Source organism: Nakamurella alba (genome assembly GCF_009707545.1).
GTDB lineage: Bacteria > Actinomycetota > Actinomycetes > Mycobacteriales > Nakamurellaceae > Nakamurella > Nakamurella alba.
In genome coordinates, this window is the sequence record NZ_WLYK01000001.1 from 725022 (window position 1) to 741532 (window position 16511).

A 16511-nucleotide genomic window follows, 5' to 3' on the forward strand; every position below is an offset into this window, starting at 1 on the left:
CCGTGACCGTGCTCGACGCCGCCTACCGCCGGGTGGCCCGTCCGGTGCTGTTCCGGCTCGGCCGCGGCGATGCGGAAACCGCGCACCACACCACGCTGCGGTTGCTCTCGACCGTCGGGAAGGTGAAACCTGCGCGGACCGCCCTGCACAAGCTGCTGGCCGGACACCGGTTGACCCGCACCGTGTTCGGCGTCGACTTCCCGGCAGCCGTCGGGCTGGCCGCCGGGATGGACAAGGACGGCGCGGCGCTGCGCGCCTGGCCGTCGCTCGGCTTCGGGTTCGTCGAGGTCGGCACGGTCACGGCGGTGGGGCAGCCGGGCAACGACCGACCGCGGCTGTTCCGGCTGCGTGAGTCCGGGGCGATCATCAACCGGATGGGCTTCAACAACGCCGGCGCCGAGGCGCTCGCGGCGACGTTGCGCCGGACCGGCCCGATCGATGTCCCGCTGGGCATCTCGCTCGGCAAGTCCAAGATCACCCCGGTGGACGAGGCGGTCGGCGACTACCTGACCTCGCTGCGGTTGCTGCACGACCGGGCCGACTACATCGCGGTGAACGTCTCGTCGCCGAACACCCCGGGCCTGCGCGGGCTGCAGGACAAGGCGCCGCTGGACGAGCTGCTCGGCGCGCTCACCGAGCAGGCCGCCCTGCTCGCCTCGCCGGACCGGCGGGCCGGGCGGCCGGTGCCGGTGCTGGTGAAGATCGCGCCGGATCTGGACGACGCCGCGATCGGTGATCTGCTGCAGGTGTGTGCGGACCGCGGCATCGCCGGGATCATCGCCACCAACACCACGTTGTCCCGGGACGGGCTGCGGGGCAACGACTCCCGGCTGGCCTCCGAGGCGGGTGGGCTCTCCGGGGACCCGCTGCGGTCGCGCGCGCTGGAGGTCGTCCGGTTCGTGGCCGGGCACTGCGACCTGCCGGTGATCGGCGTCGGCGGTCTGTCGCAGCCCGAGCACGGGCTCGCGATGCTGGACGCGGGTGCGAGCCTGCTGCAGCTCTACACCGGATTCATCTACCAGGGGCCGGGCCTCGTGACGGGCCTGAACAAGGCGATCCTGCAGCGGGAGAGGCAGTCTCGATGACGACTTTCGGTGAGCGGTTGACGGCCGCGACGGCGACGCGGGGCCCGCTCTGCGTCGGCATCGACCCGCACCCCGGCCTGCTGGACGCCTGGGACCTGCCGCGCACCGTGGCCGGTCTGGAACGCTTCGCGATGACGGCAGTCGAGGCGCTCGGTCCCGAGGTCGCGGTGATCAAGCCCCAGTCGGCGTTCTTCGAGGCCTTCGGCAGCGCCGGGGTGGCCGTGTTGGAGAAGGTGCTGGCCGGCTGCCGGGAGGCCGGTGCGCTGGTGCTGCTGGACGCCAAGCGCGGCGACATCGGGTCCACCATGGCCGCGTACGCCGCGGCGTATCTGACCGACGACTCACCGCTGGCCGCCGATGCCCTCACCGTCTCCCCGTACCTGGGGTTCGGGTCGTTGCGCCCGGCACTGGACGCCGCAGCCGTCTCGGGGCGGGGGCTGTTCGTGCTCGCGCTGACCTCCAACCCGGAGGGTCCCGAGCTGCAGCACGCGGTGGCGGGGGAGCGCTCGGTCGCGCAGACCATCGCCGACCACGCGGCCGCGGAGAACGCCGGGGCCTCCCCGCTGGGCAGTGTCGGGCTGGTCGTCGGGGCGACCATCGGCCGGACCGGGGTGGACCTGTCGGCGGTCAACGGGCCGCTGCTCGCCCCCGGCATCGGCGCCCAGGGTGCGACCGCCGCCGACCTGCGGACGGTGTTCGGCGACGACCTGTCCGCGGTGCTACCCACCACCAGTCGTGAGGTGCTCGGCGCCGGGCCGGATGTCGCGGCCCTGCGCGCCGCCGCCCGGAAGTCGGTCGATCAGGTGCAGGCCGCGTTGGGCTGAACCTCGGTCGGCCGCTGCATCGCTTGCTGCCGTTTTCTGGTCGCCGTGATCGTCGTCCCGATGGACGCGAGCACGATCAGCCCGATGCCGGTCAGGTCGTGGCCGGGCAGCACCTGGTCCAGCACCAGCCAACCGGCGAGTGCGCCGCCCGCCGGGTGCAGGCTGGTCAGCACGCCGAACACCGCGGTCGGCAGCCGGCGCAGCGCGAGCACGTCCAGTGAGTAGGGCAGGGCCGAGGACAGGACGCCCACGACCAGCGCGATCCAGAGTGTCTGCGGGTGCCAGAGGACGGCACCGGCGGAGAAGGCGGCGATCGGCACCAGGATCACCGCTCCCAGTGCGCTGGCAACGGTGAGTTGGACCAGCGGGTCACCGGACTGCCCGATCCTGCGGGCGAGCAGGATGTAGCCGACCCAGCAGGCCGCCGCGGTGAGGGCGAAGAGCACACCGACCAGGTCGGTCAGGTCCAGGCCGCCGCCGAGCAGGGCGACGCCGGCACCCGCCGGGAGTGCCCACAGTCGTTGCCACAGGCCGCGTGCCGTCACCAGGGACAGCACCAGCGGGCCGAGGAACTCCAGCGTGATGGCTGTGGCCAACGGCAGCCGGGCGATGGCCTCGTACAGGCTGAGGTTCATCACCACCAGGATCCCGCCGAACATCGCCGAGCGACGGATGTCCGCCGCGTTCCAGCGGACGCGCCACGGTCGGGAGACGCCGACCATGACCACAACGGCGGCCAGTTGCCGCAGCGCGACCGCTCCGACCGCACCGACCGCGAGGATCAGGCCGTCCGCGGTTGCGGCGCCGAACTGGACCGCCGCGACCGAGGTGACGGTCAGCCCGATCCCGCCGAGGGTGCGGTCCGCTGCCTGCTGCGGTGCGGTCGACTGCGTGCTCATGCCGGTCACGGTAGGACCGGGTGTGGTGGGTTGAAAAATGTCTGCCGTGCACCATCTATGCTTCCGACGCATGGAGCTCGAGCTGCGTCATCTGCGGACGCTGGTGGCGGTGCAGGACGCCGGCACGATCACCGATGCGGCGATCGATCTGGGGCTGTCCCAGCCCGCGGTGTCACGGTCGTTGGCGCAGCTGGAGCAGGTGCTGGGGGTGCAGCTGGTGGCCCGGTCCTCGCGGGAGCTGGCGCTGACCGAGGCGGGTGCGCGCACCTACGATGCCGCAGTCGCGGCGCTGCGGGCGGTGGCGGCGGTGCAGGACGCGGCGTCAGGGGTGGTGCCGCCGCTGCGGGTGGGATTCAGCTGGGCGGCGTTCGGCGAGCGCACCACGGTGATCCTGCGGTCGTGGCGCCAGGAGCATCCGGAGGTGCCGCTGGAACTGCGTCGGGTCGACCGCCGGGATGCCGGACTGCGCCGGGGTGCGGTGGACGTGGCCATCATCCGAGGTGACTTCTCCGACCCGCTGCTGCAGACGGTCGAACTCGCGCGGGAGGGCCGGATGGCGGCAGTCGCGGCCGGACACCTGTTGGCGGGGCGGGTGGAGGTGCGTCTGGACGACCTGGCGGACGAGACCCTGGCGCTGACGCCGACGACGGGCACCACCACGACCGGGCTCTGGCCGTCCGCGCACCGACCGCAGCGGATCGTCGTGGTGGGCAACGTCGACGAGTGGCTGGCCAGCATCGCTGCGGGCGAGGCGATCGGCGTGACTCCGGCCGCGACCGCCTTCCAGCACCCGTTGCCGGGCGTCGTCTACCTGCCGCTCGTCGATGCGCCGGACGTGCCGGTGCAGCTCGCCTGGCCGTTGCACGCGCCGCATCCGGCGGTGCTGGCCCTGCGGGACCTGTTGTCCCGCTTGTTGTCCTGAGGTTCTGGTGGGGCTGAAGGGACCAGCTGCTGGTCGGGGGCCGGGCCGGTGCGCCGGCGTCGGCAGCCTCCGGCGGTCGGACATCGGCCTTGCCGCTCTGGTGGCGGATCTGCAACCGGTACCGAGGTCCGTGGCGAGGTAGAAGTCGGCAGCAACCGTCGACAGATGTGACATCCACTGGACCGGTCCCGCGTGGAGGTCGTCGCCGACCGCGATCGCCGCGAAGCGTCGACCTCGCCATGAGGTTGAAGTAGCCTGACTCTGGGAACGCCTGACAGTGGTCGAGCCGAAATACATTGTATTCCAACCTGTATCGGCACACCTGCCGGGCCACCCTTGGTCGGTCCGGGGTCGCACTCGCAGCGCCTGTCGGTGCCTCGTGGTGCGGTGTTCTCCGAGAAGGGTGGTGGTGGTTCTGGTGTCGGAGGGGGTGGGTCTGCATGCTGGGGTGATTCCCGGGGTGCCCTCGAGGTGAGGGGTGTCCCGGTCGGTCAACGCAACTGCCGAGGCAGGTGCTGAATATTGCCGTGTCTGAGATCTGCTGCCACGGCGGCGGTGCCGCCGGCGATGTGGTGGTGGGGTGACTTCGGGAGGCTTGCCGCTGTAGGTGACCGATATCTGTTGCAGGTAGCAGGGTGTCACGCGGTGGTCGCGGAGCGAAGTAGTTCGAGAAGTTCAGAACATCTGTTCCATAGCGCGTCTGGAACTGGTAAGTTTGTTGGCAGTTGCCTCGGGGTGGGGTTTCCGGTTCTCGTCGAAGGGAGGGTGTGTGATGGCGCGTCGCCGCAGGGATGCTCGGGTGCTGCCGGCGGATCGGCGTGCGGTGGCGGCGCTGTCCGCGTTGGTGTCGAAGGATCCGTTGCAGCTCTCCGGTCGGGCGGTGGCGGACGGGGTGGCTGCGGCGGGGGAGGCGGTGGCCTTCGTCCAGGCGCGGATGTATCTGTGGGCGGCCGCCTTGGCGGCGCCGGAGAAGATTCCGTCGGCGATCGGTCTGCTCAAGTACCCGGCGAAAGCTGCAGCGGCGAAGGCTGCCGGGTCCGAAGGGGTCGAGGGGTCGAAGGAGTCGCGGGAGTCGCGGGAGCGGGCGGATGCGCGGCGGCGGATGGCGGGTGCGGAGGTGTCGGCGGCGTTGACGCTGTCGCCGGTGTCGGGTGATCTGTTCGTGGACCGGGCGTTGAACCTGGTCGGCGAACTGCAGGCGACGTGGGCGGTGTTCGAGCGGGGCGGGCTGGATCAGCAGCGGATGCGGATGGTGCATGACCGGGCGATGCGGGTGGAGGACCCGGAGCGGATCGGCGAGTTCGAGGCGCGGGCGTTGGCGTTGGTGCCTGGTCGGGCGCCGGCGCAGTTGGAGCGGCTGCTGGACCGGTTGTGGCTGGACATGCACCCGGTGGCCGCCGCGGAGGCCGAGGAGCGGGCTTTCCAGCAGCGGTGCACGGGGCGGCGGGATCTTGATCATGCGATGTCGCGGTTCTACGCCGAGTTGCGGGTGGAGGACGCGGTGATGGTGCAGGAGTTGATCGATGCGATCGCCCGCACCCTGGACGAGCAGGACGGGCGCACGTTGGCGCAGCGGCGGGCGGATGTGTTCGTGTCGATCTTCGCCCGGCTGGCCGAGGGTTGTGCGGTGGACGTGTCCGGGATCCTGGCCGCCGCCGCGGTGCTGGCCGCCGACCCCGACCTGGCCCGCCACGCCGCCGGCGACAGCACAGACGAGAACTCTGACGACGAAAGCCAGGACGACGGCGGCCCCGATGTCGACGGCCCCAACAGTGGCGACCAGTCGGACGGCGCCGAAGTCGGTAACTCGGACGACGGCGGCCGCGACGACGAGAACGCCGACGGCGACAGTTCCGGCGGTGAGGGCCTCGAGGATGAGAGCTCTGACCGTGGCGACGGCCCGGACGGCGACAGGCCGGACAGCGACGCTTCGGGCGCCAAAGGCCACGGCGATGAGGGTACTTGCAGTGGCGGCGGCCCGGATGGCGAAGGTTCTGAAGGTGGGAACCTGGACGGCGACGGCTTGGGAGGAAGTTCCGATTCAGACGTTCCGGGCGACGAGGGCCAGGGCGGCGAGAATCGCTACGACGGCGTAAGTCCCGACGGCGAGGATCTTGATGGCTTCGACGCCGACCAGGATTCGAACGAGGAGACCGGTGTCGCGGGCGAAGGCTTCGGACGCGACCGCTCCGGCGGGACGGACATCGATACCGGTGTCGGCGAGCAGGTTTTCGATCCCGAGGGGAATTGGAGCGGTGTCGATCTGGGGTCGACGGCCGGGAGCCCCGATGACGAGGGCGCCGACGACCGGCAGCCGGACGAGCAGAACTTGGCGGAACAGGATGCCTGCGTCCAGGATTCGGACGAGCGGAGTGCCGCCGAGGAGAACACCGGCGACGCCGGCGACCAGGACCCTGTCCTTGGGGAGCCCGTCGACGGATACGAGCGCAGCGTGGGCGTCCTGAACGAGCGGGCCGAGGGCACCAGGCACGGTCTCGACGAGGGTGTGGTGGAAGACGACGAGAAATCCGAACGCGGCCAGCATCCCGGATCTGACCCGGAGTGCGCCCTGCCACCGGACGAACCAACCCCGGACGAGGGTGAAGCCCACCCATGCGAGGCCGACGCCACCACGGCGCCGACCGGCTCGAGCGACCCCGACAACGGCTCCGGAACAGCTTTCAACAGCTCCAACACGGGCACCTCGACCCCGGGCGACCCCGACGAACCGGCGCCCGGACCCGACTCGCCCGCAGACACCGGACCCGACTCGCTCGCCGACACCGGCGTCGACGAGCCCGCCTGGGCTGCAGCCAAGGAAGAAGCCCGCGCCCGCCGGGTCCGGGAATTCGCGACCCGACTCGGACCCCGCTGCCACCGCGACCGGCCCTGCGACGACGCCCACGAGAACTGCACCGACCCGCTGATCACCCCCGCCCGCGGACACCGCACCGTCCGCCGCGGCCTGACCCCGCACCTGCTGCTCACCCTGTCCCTGGACACCTACGCCGAACTCGCCCAGCACCCCGGCCACCTCGAGCACTACGGCGCCGTCTCACCCGACCTCGCCCGCACCATCGCCGCCCTGTTCACCTCCGTCCAACTCGTCATCATCGACCCCGCCACCGGCGCACCCGTCGGCGCCTCCAAGCGCCGCTACGTGCCCTCCACCGAACTCGCCCGCAAGGTCCGCGCCCTCTCGCGCACCTGCTCCTGGTACGGCTGCAGCCGTCCCGCCGAACGCTGCGACACCGACCACCACATCCCCTACAACCACGACGATCCCGACGCCGGCGGCGCCACCGACCTGTGCAACCTCGAGCCCTACTGCCGCTTCCACCACCGACTCAAGACCCACACCGACTGGACCATCCGCAAGCACCCCGACCGGTCCGCCACCTTCACCACCGCCACCGGCCGCATCGCCGAGAAACCACCACCGGCCACCACCGACCCCGGCGAATGGACCGACACCGACACCTGGATCACCACCACCACGGAGACCACCCAGACCGACACCACGGAGCAGGTGACCGATGCCGACGAACCGCCGCCGTTCTGACCGGGGTGTCCGGCGCGGACCGGCAGGTGCAGGAATAGGGTCGGGTGATGACAGCCGCCGCTGGAACCACCGCAGGTACGACCACCGCGACCACCGCCGCCGACCTGAAGCCGCGCAGCCGGGACGTGACAGACGGGATCGAGAAGGCGCCCGCCCGTGGAATGTTGCGGGCGGTCGGGATGGGCGACGACGACTGGGAGAAGCCGCAGATCGGGATCGGCAGCTCCTGGAACGAGATCACCCCGTGCAACCTGTCCCTGGACCGGCTGGCCCGCGCCGCGAAGGAAGGCGTGCACGCGGCGGGTGGCTACCCGCTGCAGTTCGGCACGATCTCGGTGTCCGACGGCATCTCGATGGGGCACGAGGGCATGCACTTCTCCCTGGTCTCCCGCGAGGTGATCGCCGACTCGGTGGAGACGGTCATGCAGGCCGAACGGCTCGACGGCTCCGTCCTGCTGGCCGGCTGCGACAAGTCACTGCCGGGCATGTTGATGGCCGCCGCCCGGCTCGACCTCGCCTCGGTGTTCCTCTACGCCGGCTCGATCGCGCCGGGCTGGGTGAAGCTGTCGAACGGCACCGAGGGCTTCGTGACGCTCATCGACGCCTTCGAGGCGGTCGGCGCCTGCAAGGCCGGCCGGATGAGCGAGGACGACCTGGACCGGATCGAGCGGGCGATCTGTCCGGGCGAGGGCGCCTGCGGCGGCATGTACACCGCCAACACCATGGCCTCCGTGGCCGAGGCGATCGGGATGAGCCTGCCCGGCTCTGCGGCACCGCCGTCGGCCGACAGGCGGCGGGACCACTTCGCGCGGCTGTCCGGCGAGGCCGCCGTCAACCTGCTCCGCCTGGGCATCACCGCCCGCGACATCATGACCCGCGAGGCGTTCGAGAACGCCATCACCGTGGTGATGTCGCTCGGCGGCTCCACGAACGCGGTCCTGCACCTGCTGGCGATCGCGCACGAGGCCGGTGTCCCGCTGGAGCTCGACGACTTCAACCGGATCGGCGACCGCACCCCGCATCTCGGCGATCTCAAGCCGTTCGGGAAGTACGTCATGAACGACATGGACCGGGTCGGTGGCATCCCGGTGGTCATGAAGGCGCTGCTGGACGCCGGGCTGCTGCACGGCGACGCGCTGACCGTCACCGGGAAGACGATGGCCGAGAACCTGGCCGAGATGGAGATCCCCGGATTGGACGGCGATGTCGTCCGCACCCTGGACAACCCGATCCACCGGACCGGCGGGATCGCCGTCCTGCGAGGCAGTCTCGCGCCCGAAGGTGCCGTGGTGAAGACCGCCGGCTTCGACCTCGCCGTCTTCGAGGGACCGGTGCGGGTCTTCGAACGCGAGCGGGCCGCAATGGACGCCCTCACCGCCGGTGCGATCTCGCCCGGCGACGTCGTTGTGATCCGCTACGAGGGCCCCAAGGGGGGCCCGGGCATGCGGGAGATGCTGGCCATCACCGGCGCCATCAAGGGCGCGGGCCTGGGCAAGGAGGTGCTGCTGCTCACCGACGGCCGGTTCTCCGGCGGCACCACCGGCCTGTGCATCGGCCACATCGCCCCGGAGGCGGCCGACGGCGGACCGGTCGGACTGCTCCGCGACGGCGACCGGGTCAAGGTGGACATCGCCGCGAAGTCGCTGGAGCTGCTGGTCGACGCGGACGAACTGGACCGGCGCCGCGCCGAATGGCAGCCGCTGCCGCCCCGCTACGACCGCGGCGTCCTCGCGAAGTACTCGAAACTCGTGCAGTCGGCTTCCACCGGAGCGGTCACGGGCTGAGCCCTCCCGGGGCACACTGGTGCCCAGGAGGCGCAGATGAACGACACCTGGGGTATCCCCGGCCCGACGTTCCTGGGCTGGTACATCGTCCTCGGCCTGGCATCCCTGGTGCTGGCGCTGGTGGTGCGGGCGGTCATCGGCCGCTCGCCGGCACCCGAGGGCCCGCCGCCCACCCCGGACCCGGAGGAGACCGGCTATCTCGCCGGTGGACCGGCGCGGGCGGTGTACGTCGCGCTGGCCGCGCTGCGCGCCCAACAGGTCCTGGTCGATGCCGGTCCGGGCGCGGTCGCGGTCGGCACCCTCGACCCGCGACAGCGGCTGACCCCGCTGCAGCAGGCGTTGGTCGCCGCGACCGGCCCCGGCCGCACCCTGCCCGGCGTGCGGTCGGACCCAGGTGTGCACGAGGCGCTCCGGGCGATCCGGCAGCGGCTGATCGCCGAAGGGCTGATCCGCAGCGACGGCACCCGAGTGGCCATGCAGCTCACTTTTCTGATCCCGGTGGCGGTACTCGTACTGGGCATGGTGCGGCTGGCGTTCGCTCTCCAGAACGGCCACGCCTTCGGCTACCTGCTCGTCGCCATGGGCGTCCTGCTGATCTGCACACTGCCGCTGCTCAAGGTGCAGAGCGTGACCAGACGCGGCCGGCTGCGGGTCTTCTCGCTCCGCGCCGGCAACCGGCATCTGCTCGCCACCCGCAACCCGGCCTGGGCCACCTACGGAGCCGGCGGGCTCGCCCTCGGCGTCGCCCTGTTCGGCACCGCCGCGATGTTCTCCTTCGATCCGGCCTTCGCCGAGACCATCGGACTGCCGCTCGAGCGCTACGGCGACCCGCGGGCCGGCGGCGACGGCGGCATCACGTCCAGCAGTTCCTGCGGTGGCAGCAGTGACGGCGGCGGGGGTGGCGGGGACGGCGGCGGTGGTGGGGGAGGATGCGGCGGCGGGGGAGGCGGCTGCGGTGGCTGACCTGGGCATCGGCATCGGCTGGCGCCCGGAGATCGAGCACTTCGTGGCCGGGCTGCCCGGCCTGCGGTTCGTCGAGGTCGTGGCGGAGGGGATCGGCGACCACCTGCCCGAGTCCCTGCAGCAACTCCGCGACCGCGGTGTCACCGTCGTCCCGCACGGCACCCGGCTCTCCCTCGGCGGCGCGGAACCGGTGCCGGCGGACCGCATCGAGCAGTTCGCCCGCACCGCCCGGCTCACCGGCAGCCCGCTGGTCAGCGAGCACATCGCCTTCGTCCGGGCCGGCGGGGTGGAGGCCGGGCACCTGCTCCCGCTGCCGCGCACCCGGGAAGCGGTCGCCGCGGTCACCGCCAACGTCCGCCGGGTGCAGGCCGACCTCGACGTGCCGCTGGCCCTCGAACCCATCGCCGCGGTCTTCGACTGGCCCGACGAGGAGCTGAAGGAGGCGCAGTTCGTCACCGAGATCCTCGACGCCACCGGCTGTCCGCTGCTGCTGGACGTCGCGAACGTCTACGCCAACGCCATCAACCGCGGGCAGGACCCGGTCGCCGAGCTCACCGCCTTCCCGCTCGACCGGATCGCCTACGTGCACGTGGCCGGCGGCTCGGCGACACCGCAGGAGGGCGTCTACCACGACACCCACACCGACCCGGTGCCGGCGGAGGTGCTCGACCTCGTTGCGGAACTGTGCCGGCGCAGCACCCCGCCCGGACTCCTGCTCGAGCGCGACGGCGACTACCCGCCGGCCGCCGCACTCGCGCACGAGCTCGACGCGATCGCCGACGCCGCCGGGCGGCCCCGTGTCACCTGACCTCGCCCGCGCCCAGGCGGCCCTGGTGGCCGGAGTGACCGGCACCGGCCCGGTGCCACCGGGTTTCGACGCGCAGCACCTCGAGGTGGCCCGGAAGGCCCTGCTACGCAAGCGGGCCGGTGAGGTCAGGGCCCGGTGGCCCTACCTGGCCGCCGATCTCGGCACACAGTTCCTGCCGATGTTCGTCGAGCTCGCAGCACACCGCGCCACCCTCGGATCGCTGCGGGACGGATGGGATCTCGCCGAACTGGCCGAGAATGCCGGTCACCTCAAGACACTGGGGCGCAGGGAGTTGGTGCTGCGCCGACTGGATCTGACCTACGACGGCAGCAGCACGCCGCGGCCACGACACGGGTGGATCAGGACCGCACGGGCCGGGCGGACCCGAGCGCTGCAGATCGGGCGGCGGACCTGGGTCAGGAGCTGACCGGCGCGGTCGTCGCGCCCTGGTGGAACGTGGACCGGAAGTGCACGTCCGCCGGCACCACACCGTCCAGCAGGTCCAGGGCCATCCGGGCGGCGGCCCGCCCCTGGTCGGTCGCCGGCTGCACCATCGTGGTCAGGTCGTGCGGGATCACGGTGTCGATTCGGATGCCGTCGAACCCGACGACCGAGAGGTCCTGCGGGACAGCGATACCCAGCTCCTCGGCCGCCCGGATCACCCCCGCGGCCAGCAGGTCGCTCTGTGCGATCACCGCGGTCGGCCGGTGCTCGCGCGGTCGCGGCACCAGCTCCACCGAGCCGTCCGCCGGGAACAGGTCGAGGCCGCCGGTGTCCGGAACCGATGGGGGACTGGTGATCCCGGCCGGCAGGCCGAGCAGGGCCCGCCCGGCGTGCCAGCCCTCCTCGACCAGGCTGCCCCCGGTGACGAACACCGGCACGTCCGGGTACACCTCGCGCACCCCGTGCAGCCGGTCCAGCGACACCTGCACCGTGGCCGCCGCTTCCTTCGCCGGGGTCAGCGGTCCGCGGTGCTTGGACCCGTCGAACTCCAGGCCCACCACGGCGACCCGGGAATGGCCGAGGTCGGCCAGGTGCCGGGCCAGCGCGGTGCTCGCCGCCCGGTCGTCGAGGGTGACCGCCGGCAGCTCCGGGGACGGCGGGGTGCCGAGCGCGACCACCGGCAGCGACCGGCGCCGGGCGATCTCCACCGACTCCATCACCACCGGGCTGCAGCCGATGAGGATGGCCGCGTCCATCGACGCCGTCTCCACCGTGGCCGGCCCGTGGCCGATCTCCGGCACCAGCAGCAGCGCCAGCTCGGCGGCAGCGATCTCCGCCGCGATACCGTCCAGGAAGGCGATCATCACCGGGTCCCGGAACGCGTACCGGACCGTCTCCTCCATGGCCACCGCGACGATGCCGGACTTCCCGCGGCGGAGCGACCGTGCTCGCGGGTCCGGCCCGGCGTAGTCCAGTTCCTTCGCCGCCGCCAGCACCCGCTCGCGGGTGGACTCCGACACCGGGCCGGACCCGCTGAAGGCCAGCGATGCGGTCGACACCGAGACCTGCGCCCGGGCCGCCACCGCGGCCAGGGTCGGTCTCTTGCCCACCACCAGTACTGCTCCGTCCTCGAAGACCACCGTGAAGGATCCGGGTCTTTGACGACCGCGCGGATCGCTGGCTATGGTAGCCGCATTCCGGTCGAATCGTTTCGATCGCCCTCCCAGCCCAGGCACAGGTAGTTTCGAATGATCGAGCAGCCGCTGACGACCCCGCAGCTCATGGACCGGCACGACGTCACCCGGTGGCGTACTGCGATCTTCGCCGTGTTCGGCATGAGCGGGGTCGCGCTCGCCAGCTGGCTGTCCCGCAACCCCGCGATCCGGACCCTGCTCGATGCCAGCACCGCGCAGATGGGCTGGGTGGTGTTCGGCATCGCGGTCGGTTCCATCACCGGCCTGCTCGGGTCCAGCCACCTGATCGCCCGGTACCGACCGCGCGCGGTGATGTTCGTGTGCCTGCTGTTCGTCCCCGTCGGCCTGCTCGCCGCAGCGCTCGCGGCCCAGCTGCTCGGCTCGATCATCGCCGTGGTGATCGGTCTCGCCGTGTTCGGTGCGGCGAACGGCATCCTCGACGTCTCGATGAACGTCTCCGGCGCCGCCAACGAACGGCAGCTCGGCCGCACCGTCATGCCGCTGTTCCACGCGGCGTTCTCGGTCGGCACGATGGTCGGCGCCGGCCTCGGCGCGCTCGCCGAGAAGGCCGGACTCGATGTACTGACGCACGTCTCGATCATCTGCGTGCTGGTCTTCGGCGCCACCTTCGTGGTGATCCGCGGCGTGCCCGACGTCGGGGCGGACGCCGCGCCGGAGCCGGACGCGGCGAAGAAGGGCTGGCGCGACCGGCTGGCGATGTGGCGCGACCGGCGCACCCTGCTGATCGGGCTCATCGTGCTCGGCATGGCCTTCGCCGAGGGCTCCGCCAACGACTGGCTGGCCCTGGCCATGGTCGACGGGCACGGCGTCAGCAACTCAGGCGGCGCGCTGATCCTCGGTGTCTTCCTCGGCGCGATGACCGTGGGCCGGATCGTCGGGGTGAAGGTGCTGGACCGGTTCGGCCGGGTGCCGGTGCTCCGGGTGACCGCGGGACTCGCCGTCACCGGCCTGCTGATTGTGATCCTGGTCCCGAGTCCCGCGGTCGCCGTGGCCGGCGTGGTGCTCTGGGGCCTCGGCGCGTCGCTCGGTTTCCCGGTCGGGATGTCCGCCGCCTCCGACGACCCGGCCGTCGCCGCGGCCCGTACCAGCGCCGTCGCCACCGTCGGCTACCTGGCCTTTCTCGCCGGCCCGCCGCTGATCGGCCTGCTCGGCGAGCACACCGGGCTGTTGCACGCGCTGCTGGTGGTGGTCGGCCTGATCGCGCTGGCGGGGGTCCTGGCCCCGGCCGCGCGGGAGCCGGAGAAGTCCCGGGGCGACCTCGGGGTTTCTCCCTGAGGTTTTCGGTGGCCGGGACCGGAGACAATTCCGGTGTGACCATCGCCCCCGAGCTGCCGGTGTCCCGCTCCCGGCTGCGGACCTGGCTGCCGGTGGTCGTCGGGGTCGCACTGGCCGGAGCGGCGCTGCTGCTGGTGCGCGACCGGTTGCCGGACCCCGCCGAGCTGTGGTCCGCGCTGACCTCCGCGCAGTGGGGATGGATCGGCGTGGCCGTCCTGCTGCAGGGCGCGTCCATCGGCCTGGTCGCCCGCCAGCAGCGACTCCTCCTGGGCGCCTTCGGTGTTCGCGCCGGCGTGCTGCGGGTGCAGGCCATCACCTACGGTGCCGGCGCGGTCAGCTCGGTGCTGCCCGCGGGCGGCGCGGTGGCCGGCGGCTACGCCTTCCGCGAGTACCGCCGGCTCGGTGCCGATCCGGGCACGGCCGGCACGGTGATGGTGCTGTCCGGCGTGCTCTCGGCGATCGGGCTCGGACTGTGTGCGCTGCTGTTGCCGGCGCTGTCCGGGTCCGCGCTCTGGTGGCTGCTGCCGGCGGCGGTGGTCGTGTCCCTGTGGTTGCTGACCCTGCGGCCGCTCGGGAACGTCGCCGCGGTCGACGACCCGATGCCCGGCATCGACCGGTGGGCGCAGCGGCGGCCGCGGACGGCGGCCGTCACGCGCGAACTGGTCCGGGCCGGCCGGCGGATCGGTGGGCTCACCGGACCGCAGCTGCGCTCGGTGCTCACCGCCTCCACCGCAAAGTGGCTGCTCGACGCCGCCTCGCTGTGGCTGGTCTGCGTCGGGTTCGGCGTGTCCGTCGCGTTGCTGCCGTTGCTCGCCCTCTACCTCGGGGTGCAGCTGATCCGGCAGATCCCGCTCACCCCGGGCGGCACCGGGCCGGTCGAGGCCGCACTGCTGGCCGGGTTGGCCGCGGCGGGTGCGATGGCGGCACCGGCCGCCGCCGCGGTGCTGATCTACCGGCTGCTCTCGGTGTGGGGTGTGGTGCTGGTGGGCGGCGTCGCCGCGGTCGCGCTGACCCGCGGCGCGGATGTCCGGCGGATCGGGCCCGGCCGGGTACCCTGGTAGCCGACATGCACGCCCCGCGCGGGGCGTCCGGTGCAGGGTGAGCCCGAAGGCCCCCGAGTCCGGCCACACCGCGCCGCAGTCCGGCGGCGCCCATTCGACGAGGAGCGCCATGTCAGCCCCCGCAGTCACCCTCCCCACCGCCGACAAGATCGGTGACCTGGACTTCAAGGTCGCCGACCTGTCCCTGGCCGAGTTCGGCCGCAAGGAGATCACCCTCGCGGAGCACGAGATGCCGGGCCTGATGGCCCTGCGTCGCGAGTACTCCGAGGTCAACCCGCTCAAGGGTGCCCGGATCGCCGGCTCGCTGCACATGACCGTGCAGACCGCCGTGCTCATCGAGACGCTGGTCGCCCTCGGCGCCGATGTCCGCTGGGTCTCCTGCAACATCTTCTCCACCCAGGACCACGCCGCCGCCGCGGTCGTCGTCGGGCCGCACGGCACCGTCGAGGAGCCCAAGGGCGTCTCGGTCTACGCCTGGAAGGGCGAGACCCTCACCGAGTACTGGTGGTGCACCGAGCAGATGCTCAAGTGGCCGACCGCCGACGGCTCGGTGCTCGGGCCGAACATGATCCTGGACGACGGCGGCGACGTCACCATGCTGGTGCACAAGGGCCTGCAGTACGAGAAGGCCGGCGTCGTACCGCCCGCCGACGAGAGCGACTCCGACGAGTGGAAGGTCATCCTCGACCTGCTCCGCAACTCGCTGGCCACCGCCCCGACCTACTACTCGACGATCGCCCCGGCCATCCAGGGCGTCACCGAGGAGACCACCACCGGCGTGCTGCGCCTGTACCAGCTGGCCGCCCAGGGTGAGCTGCTGTTCCCGGCGATCAACGTCAACGACTCGGTCACCAAGAGCAAGTTCGACAACAAGTACGGCTGCCGCCACTCGCTGATCGACGGCATCAACCGCGCCACCGACGTGCTCATCGGCGGCAAGGTCGCACTGGTCGCCGGCTACGGCGACGTCGGCAAGGGCTCGGCCGAGTCGCTGCGCGGCCAGGGTGCGCGCGTGATCATCGCCGAGATCGACCCGATCTGTGCCCTGCAGGCGCTGATGGACGGCTTCGAGGTCGCCACCGTCGACACCGCCATCGAGCGGGCCGACATCGTGGTCACCACCACCGGCAACAAGGACATCATCTCCGCCGAGCACATGCAGCGGATGAAGCACCAGGCGATCCTGGGCAACATCGGCCACTTCGACAACGAGATCGACATGGCCGGCCTCGCCCGGATCCCCGGCATCCACCGGCTGGAGATCAAGCCGCAGGTGCACCTGTGGACCTTCGCCAGCGGCAAGACCATCCTGGTGCTGTCCGAGGGCCGGCTGCTCAACCTGGGCAACGCCACCGGGCACCCGTCCTTCGTGATGTCCTCGTCCTTCTCCAACCAGGTGATCGCGCAGATCGAGCTGTTCACCAAGAACGGGGAGTACGCCAAGGAGGTCTACCGGCTGCCCAAGGCGCTGGACGAGAAGGTCGCCCGGATCCACGTCGAGGCCCTCGGTGGCGAGCTGACCAAGCTCACCAAGGACCAGGCCGAGTACATCGGTGTCGACGTCGAGGGTCCGTACAAGCCGGAGCACTACCGGTACTGATCTGCTTCTGATCCCACCTGTACGCAGCAGCGCCCCGGTCACCTCGCGGTGACCGGGGCGCTGTGCTGTT

General features: G+C 71.7%; 13 protein-coding genes. 11 read left to right on the forward strand and 2 right to left on the reverse strand.

Annotated elements, in window-relative coordinates; translation table 11 throughout:
• The first annotated feature begins 2 nt into the window (after window positions 1-2).
• On the forward strand, window positions 3-1085 hold the full coding sequence (locus GIS00_RS03205) for a quinone-dependent dihydroorotate dehydrogenase (protein WP_322097416.1): 1083 nt from the start codon (window positions 3-5) through the stop codon (window positions 1083-1085).
• Entirely contained in the window at window positions 1082-1909 is an 828-nt protein-coding gene (pyrF, locus tag GIS00_RS03210) for an orotidine-5'-phosphate decarboxylase (RefSeq protein ID WP_154766923.1), read from the forward strand. Before GIS00_RS03205 ends, pyrF begins: the two co-directional genes overlap by 4 nt.
• Here the strand turns inward: pyrF and GIS00_RS03215 are convergent.
• Window positions 1885-2808, reverse strand: a complete 924-nt coding sequence (locus tag GIS00_RS03215) for an EamA family transporter (protein ID WP_196073095.1) — start codon at window positions 2806-2808, stop codon at window positions 1885-1887. The genes pyrF and GIS00_RS03215 overlap by 25 nt on opposite strands.
• A 70-nt stretch (window positions 2809-2878) precedes the next feature.
• On the opposite strand from GIS00_RS03215, the gene GIS00_RS03220 reads away from it, so the two are divergent.
• From GIS00_RS03220 to GIS00_RS03245, 6 genes are all read left to right on the forward strand, one after another.
• Complete coding sequence (locus tag GIS00_RS03220; protein ID WP_154766925.1) at window positions 2879-3730, forward strand: LysR family transcriptional regulator; 852 nt, start codon at window positions 2879-2881, stop codon at window positions 3728-3730.
• Between the two features lie 772 nt (window positions 3731-4502).
• Complete coding sequence (locus tag GIS00_RS03225) at window positions 4503-7292, forward strand: DUF222 domain-containing protein (protein ID WP_154766926.1); 2790 nt, start codon at window positions 4503-4505, stop codon at window positions 7290-7292.
• Between the two features lie 47 nt (window positions 7293-7339).
• A complete protein-coding gene (gene ilvD / locus GIS00_RS03230; RefSeq protein WP_154766927.1) occupies window positions 7340-9076 on the forward strand; it encodes a dihydroxy-acid dehydratase in 1737 nt (578 codons plus the stop codon).
• Window positions 9077-9112: 36 nt separating this feature from the next.
• Window positions 9113-10039 (forward strand): TIGR04222 domain-containing membrane protein, encoded by a 927-nt coding sequence (locus GIS00_RS03235; RefSeq protein WP_154766928.1) that lies wholly within the window; start codon window positions 9113-9115, stop codon window positions 10037-10039.
• Window positions 10032-10847 carry a DUF692 domain-containing protein gene (locus tag GIS00_RS03240; protein ID WP_322097417.1) on the forward strand — a complete coding sequence of 272 codons (816 nt, stop codon included), beginning with the start codon at window positions 10032-10034 and terminating at the stop codon, window positions 10845-10847. Before GIS00_RS03235 ends, GIS00_RS03240 begins: the two co-directional genes overlap by 8 nt.
• Window positions 10837-11274, forward strand: a complete 438-nt coding sequence (locus tag GIS00_RS03245; protein WP_154766929.1) for a hypothetical protein — start codon at window positions 10837-10839, stop codon at window positions 11272-11274. Before GIS00_RS03240 ends, GIS00_RS03245 begins: the two co-directional genes overlap by 11 nt.
• Here the strand turns inward: GIS00_RS03245 and GIS00_RS03250 are convergent.
• Window positions 11264-12400, reverse strand: a complete 1137-nt coding sequence (locus tag GIS00_RS03250; protein ID WP_322097418.1) for a LacI family DNA-binding transcriptional regulator — start codon at window positions 12398-12400, stop codon at window positions 11264-11266. The two genes, GIS00_RS03245 and GIS00_RS03250, sit on opposite strands and share 11 nt — an antisense overlap.
• 138 nt (window positions 12401-12538) lie before the next feature.
• On the opposite strand from GIS00_RS03250, the gene GIS00_RS03255 reads away from it, so the two are divergent.
• The 3 genes from GIS00_RS03255 to ahcY all read left to right on the forward strand — a co-directional run bounded on the left by GIS00_RS03255 (window position 12539) and on the right by ahcY (window position 16441).
• Window positions 12539-13780: an MFS transporter gene (locus GIS00_RS03255; protein WP_154766930.1), complete on the forward strand. Its 1242-nt coding sequence runs from the start codon at window positions 12539-12541 to the stop codon at window positions 13778-13780.
• Window positions 13781-13815: 35 nt separating this feature from the next.
• Entirely contained in the window at window positions 13816-14841 is a 1026-nt protein-coding gene (locus tag GIS00_RS26775) for a lysylphosphatidylglycerol synthase transmembrane domain-containing protein (protein WP_196073096.1), read from the forward strand.
• Between the two features lie 109 nt (window positions 14842-14950).
• Window positions 14951-16441 (forward strand): adenosylhomocysteinase, encoded by a 1491-nt coding sequence (gene ahcY, locus GIS00_RS03265; protein WP_154766932.1) that lies wholly within the window; start codon window positions 14951-14953, stop codon window positions 16439-16441.
• The last annotated feature ends 70 nt before the right edge of the window (window positions 16442-16511 follow it).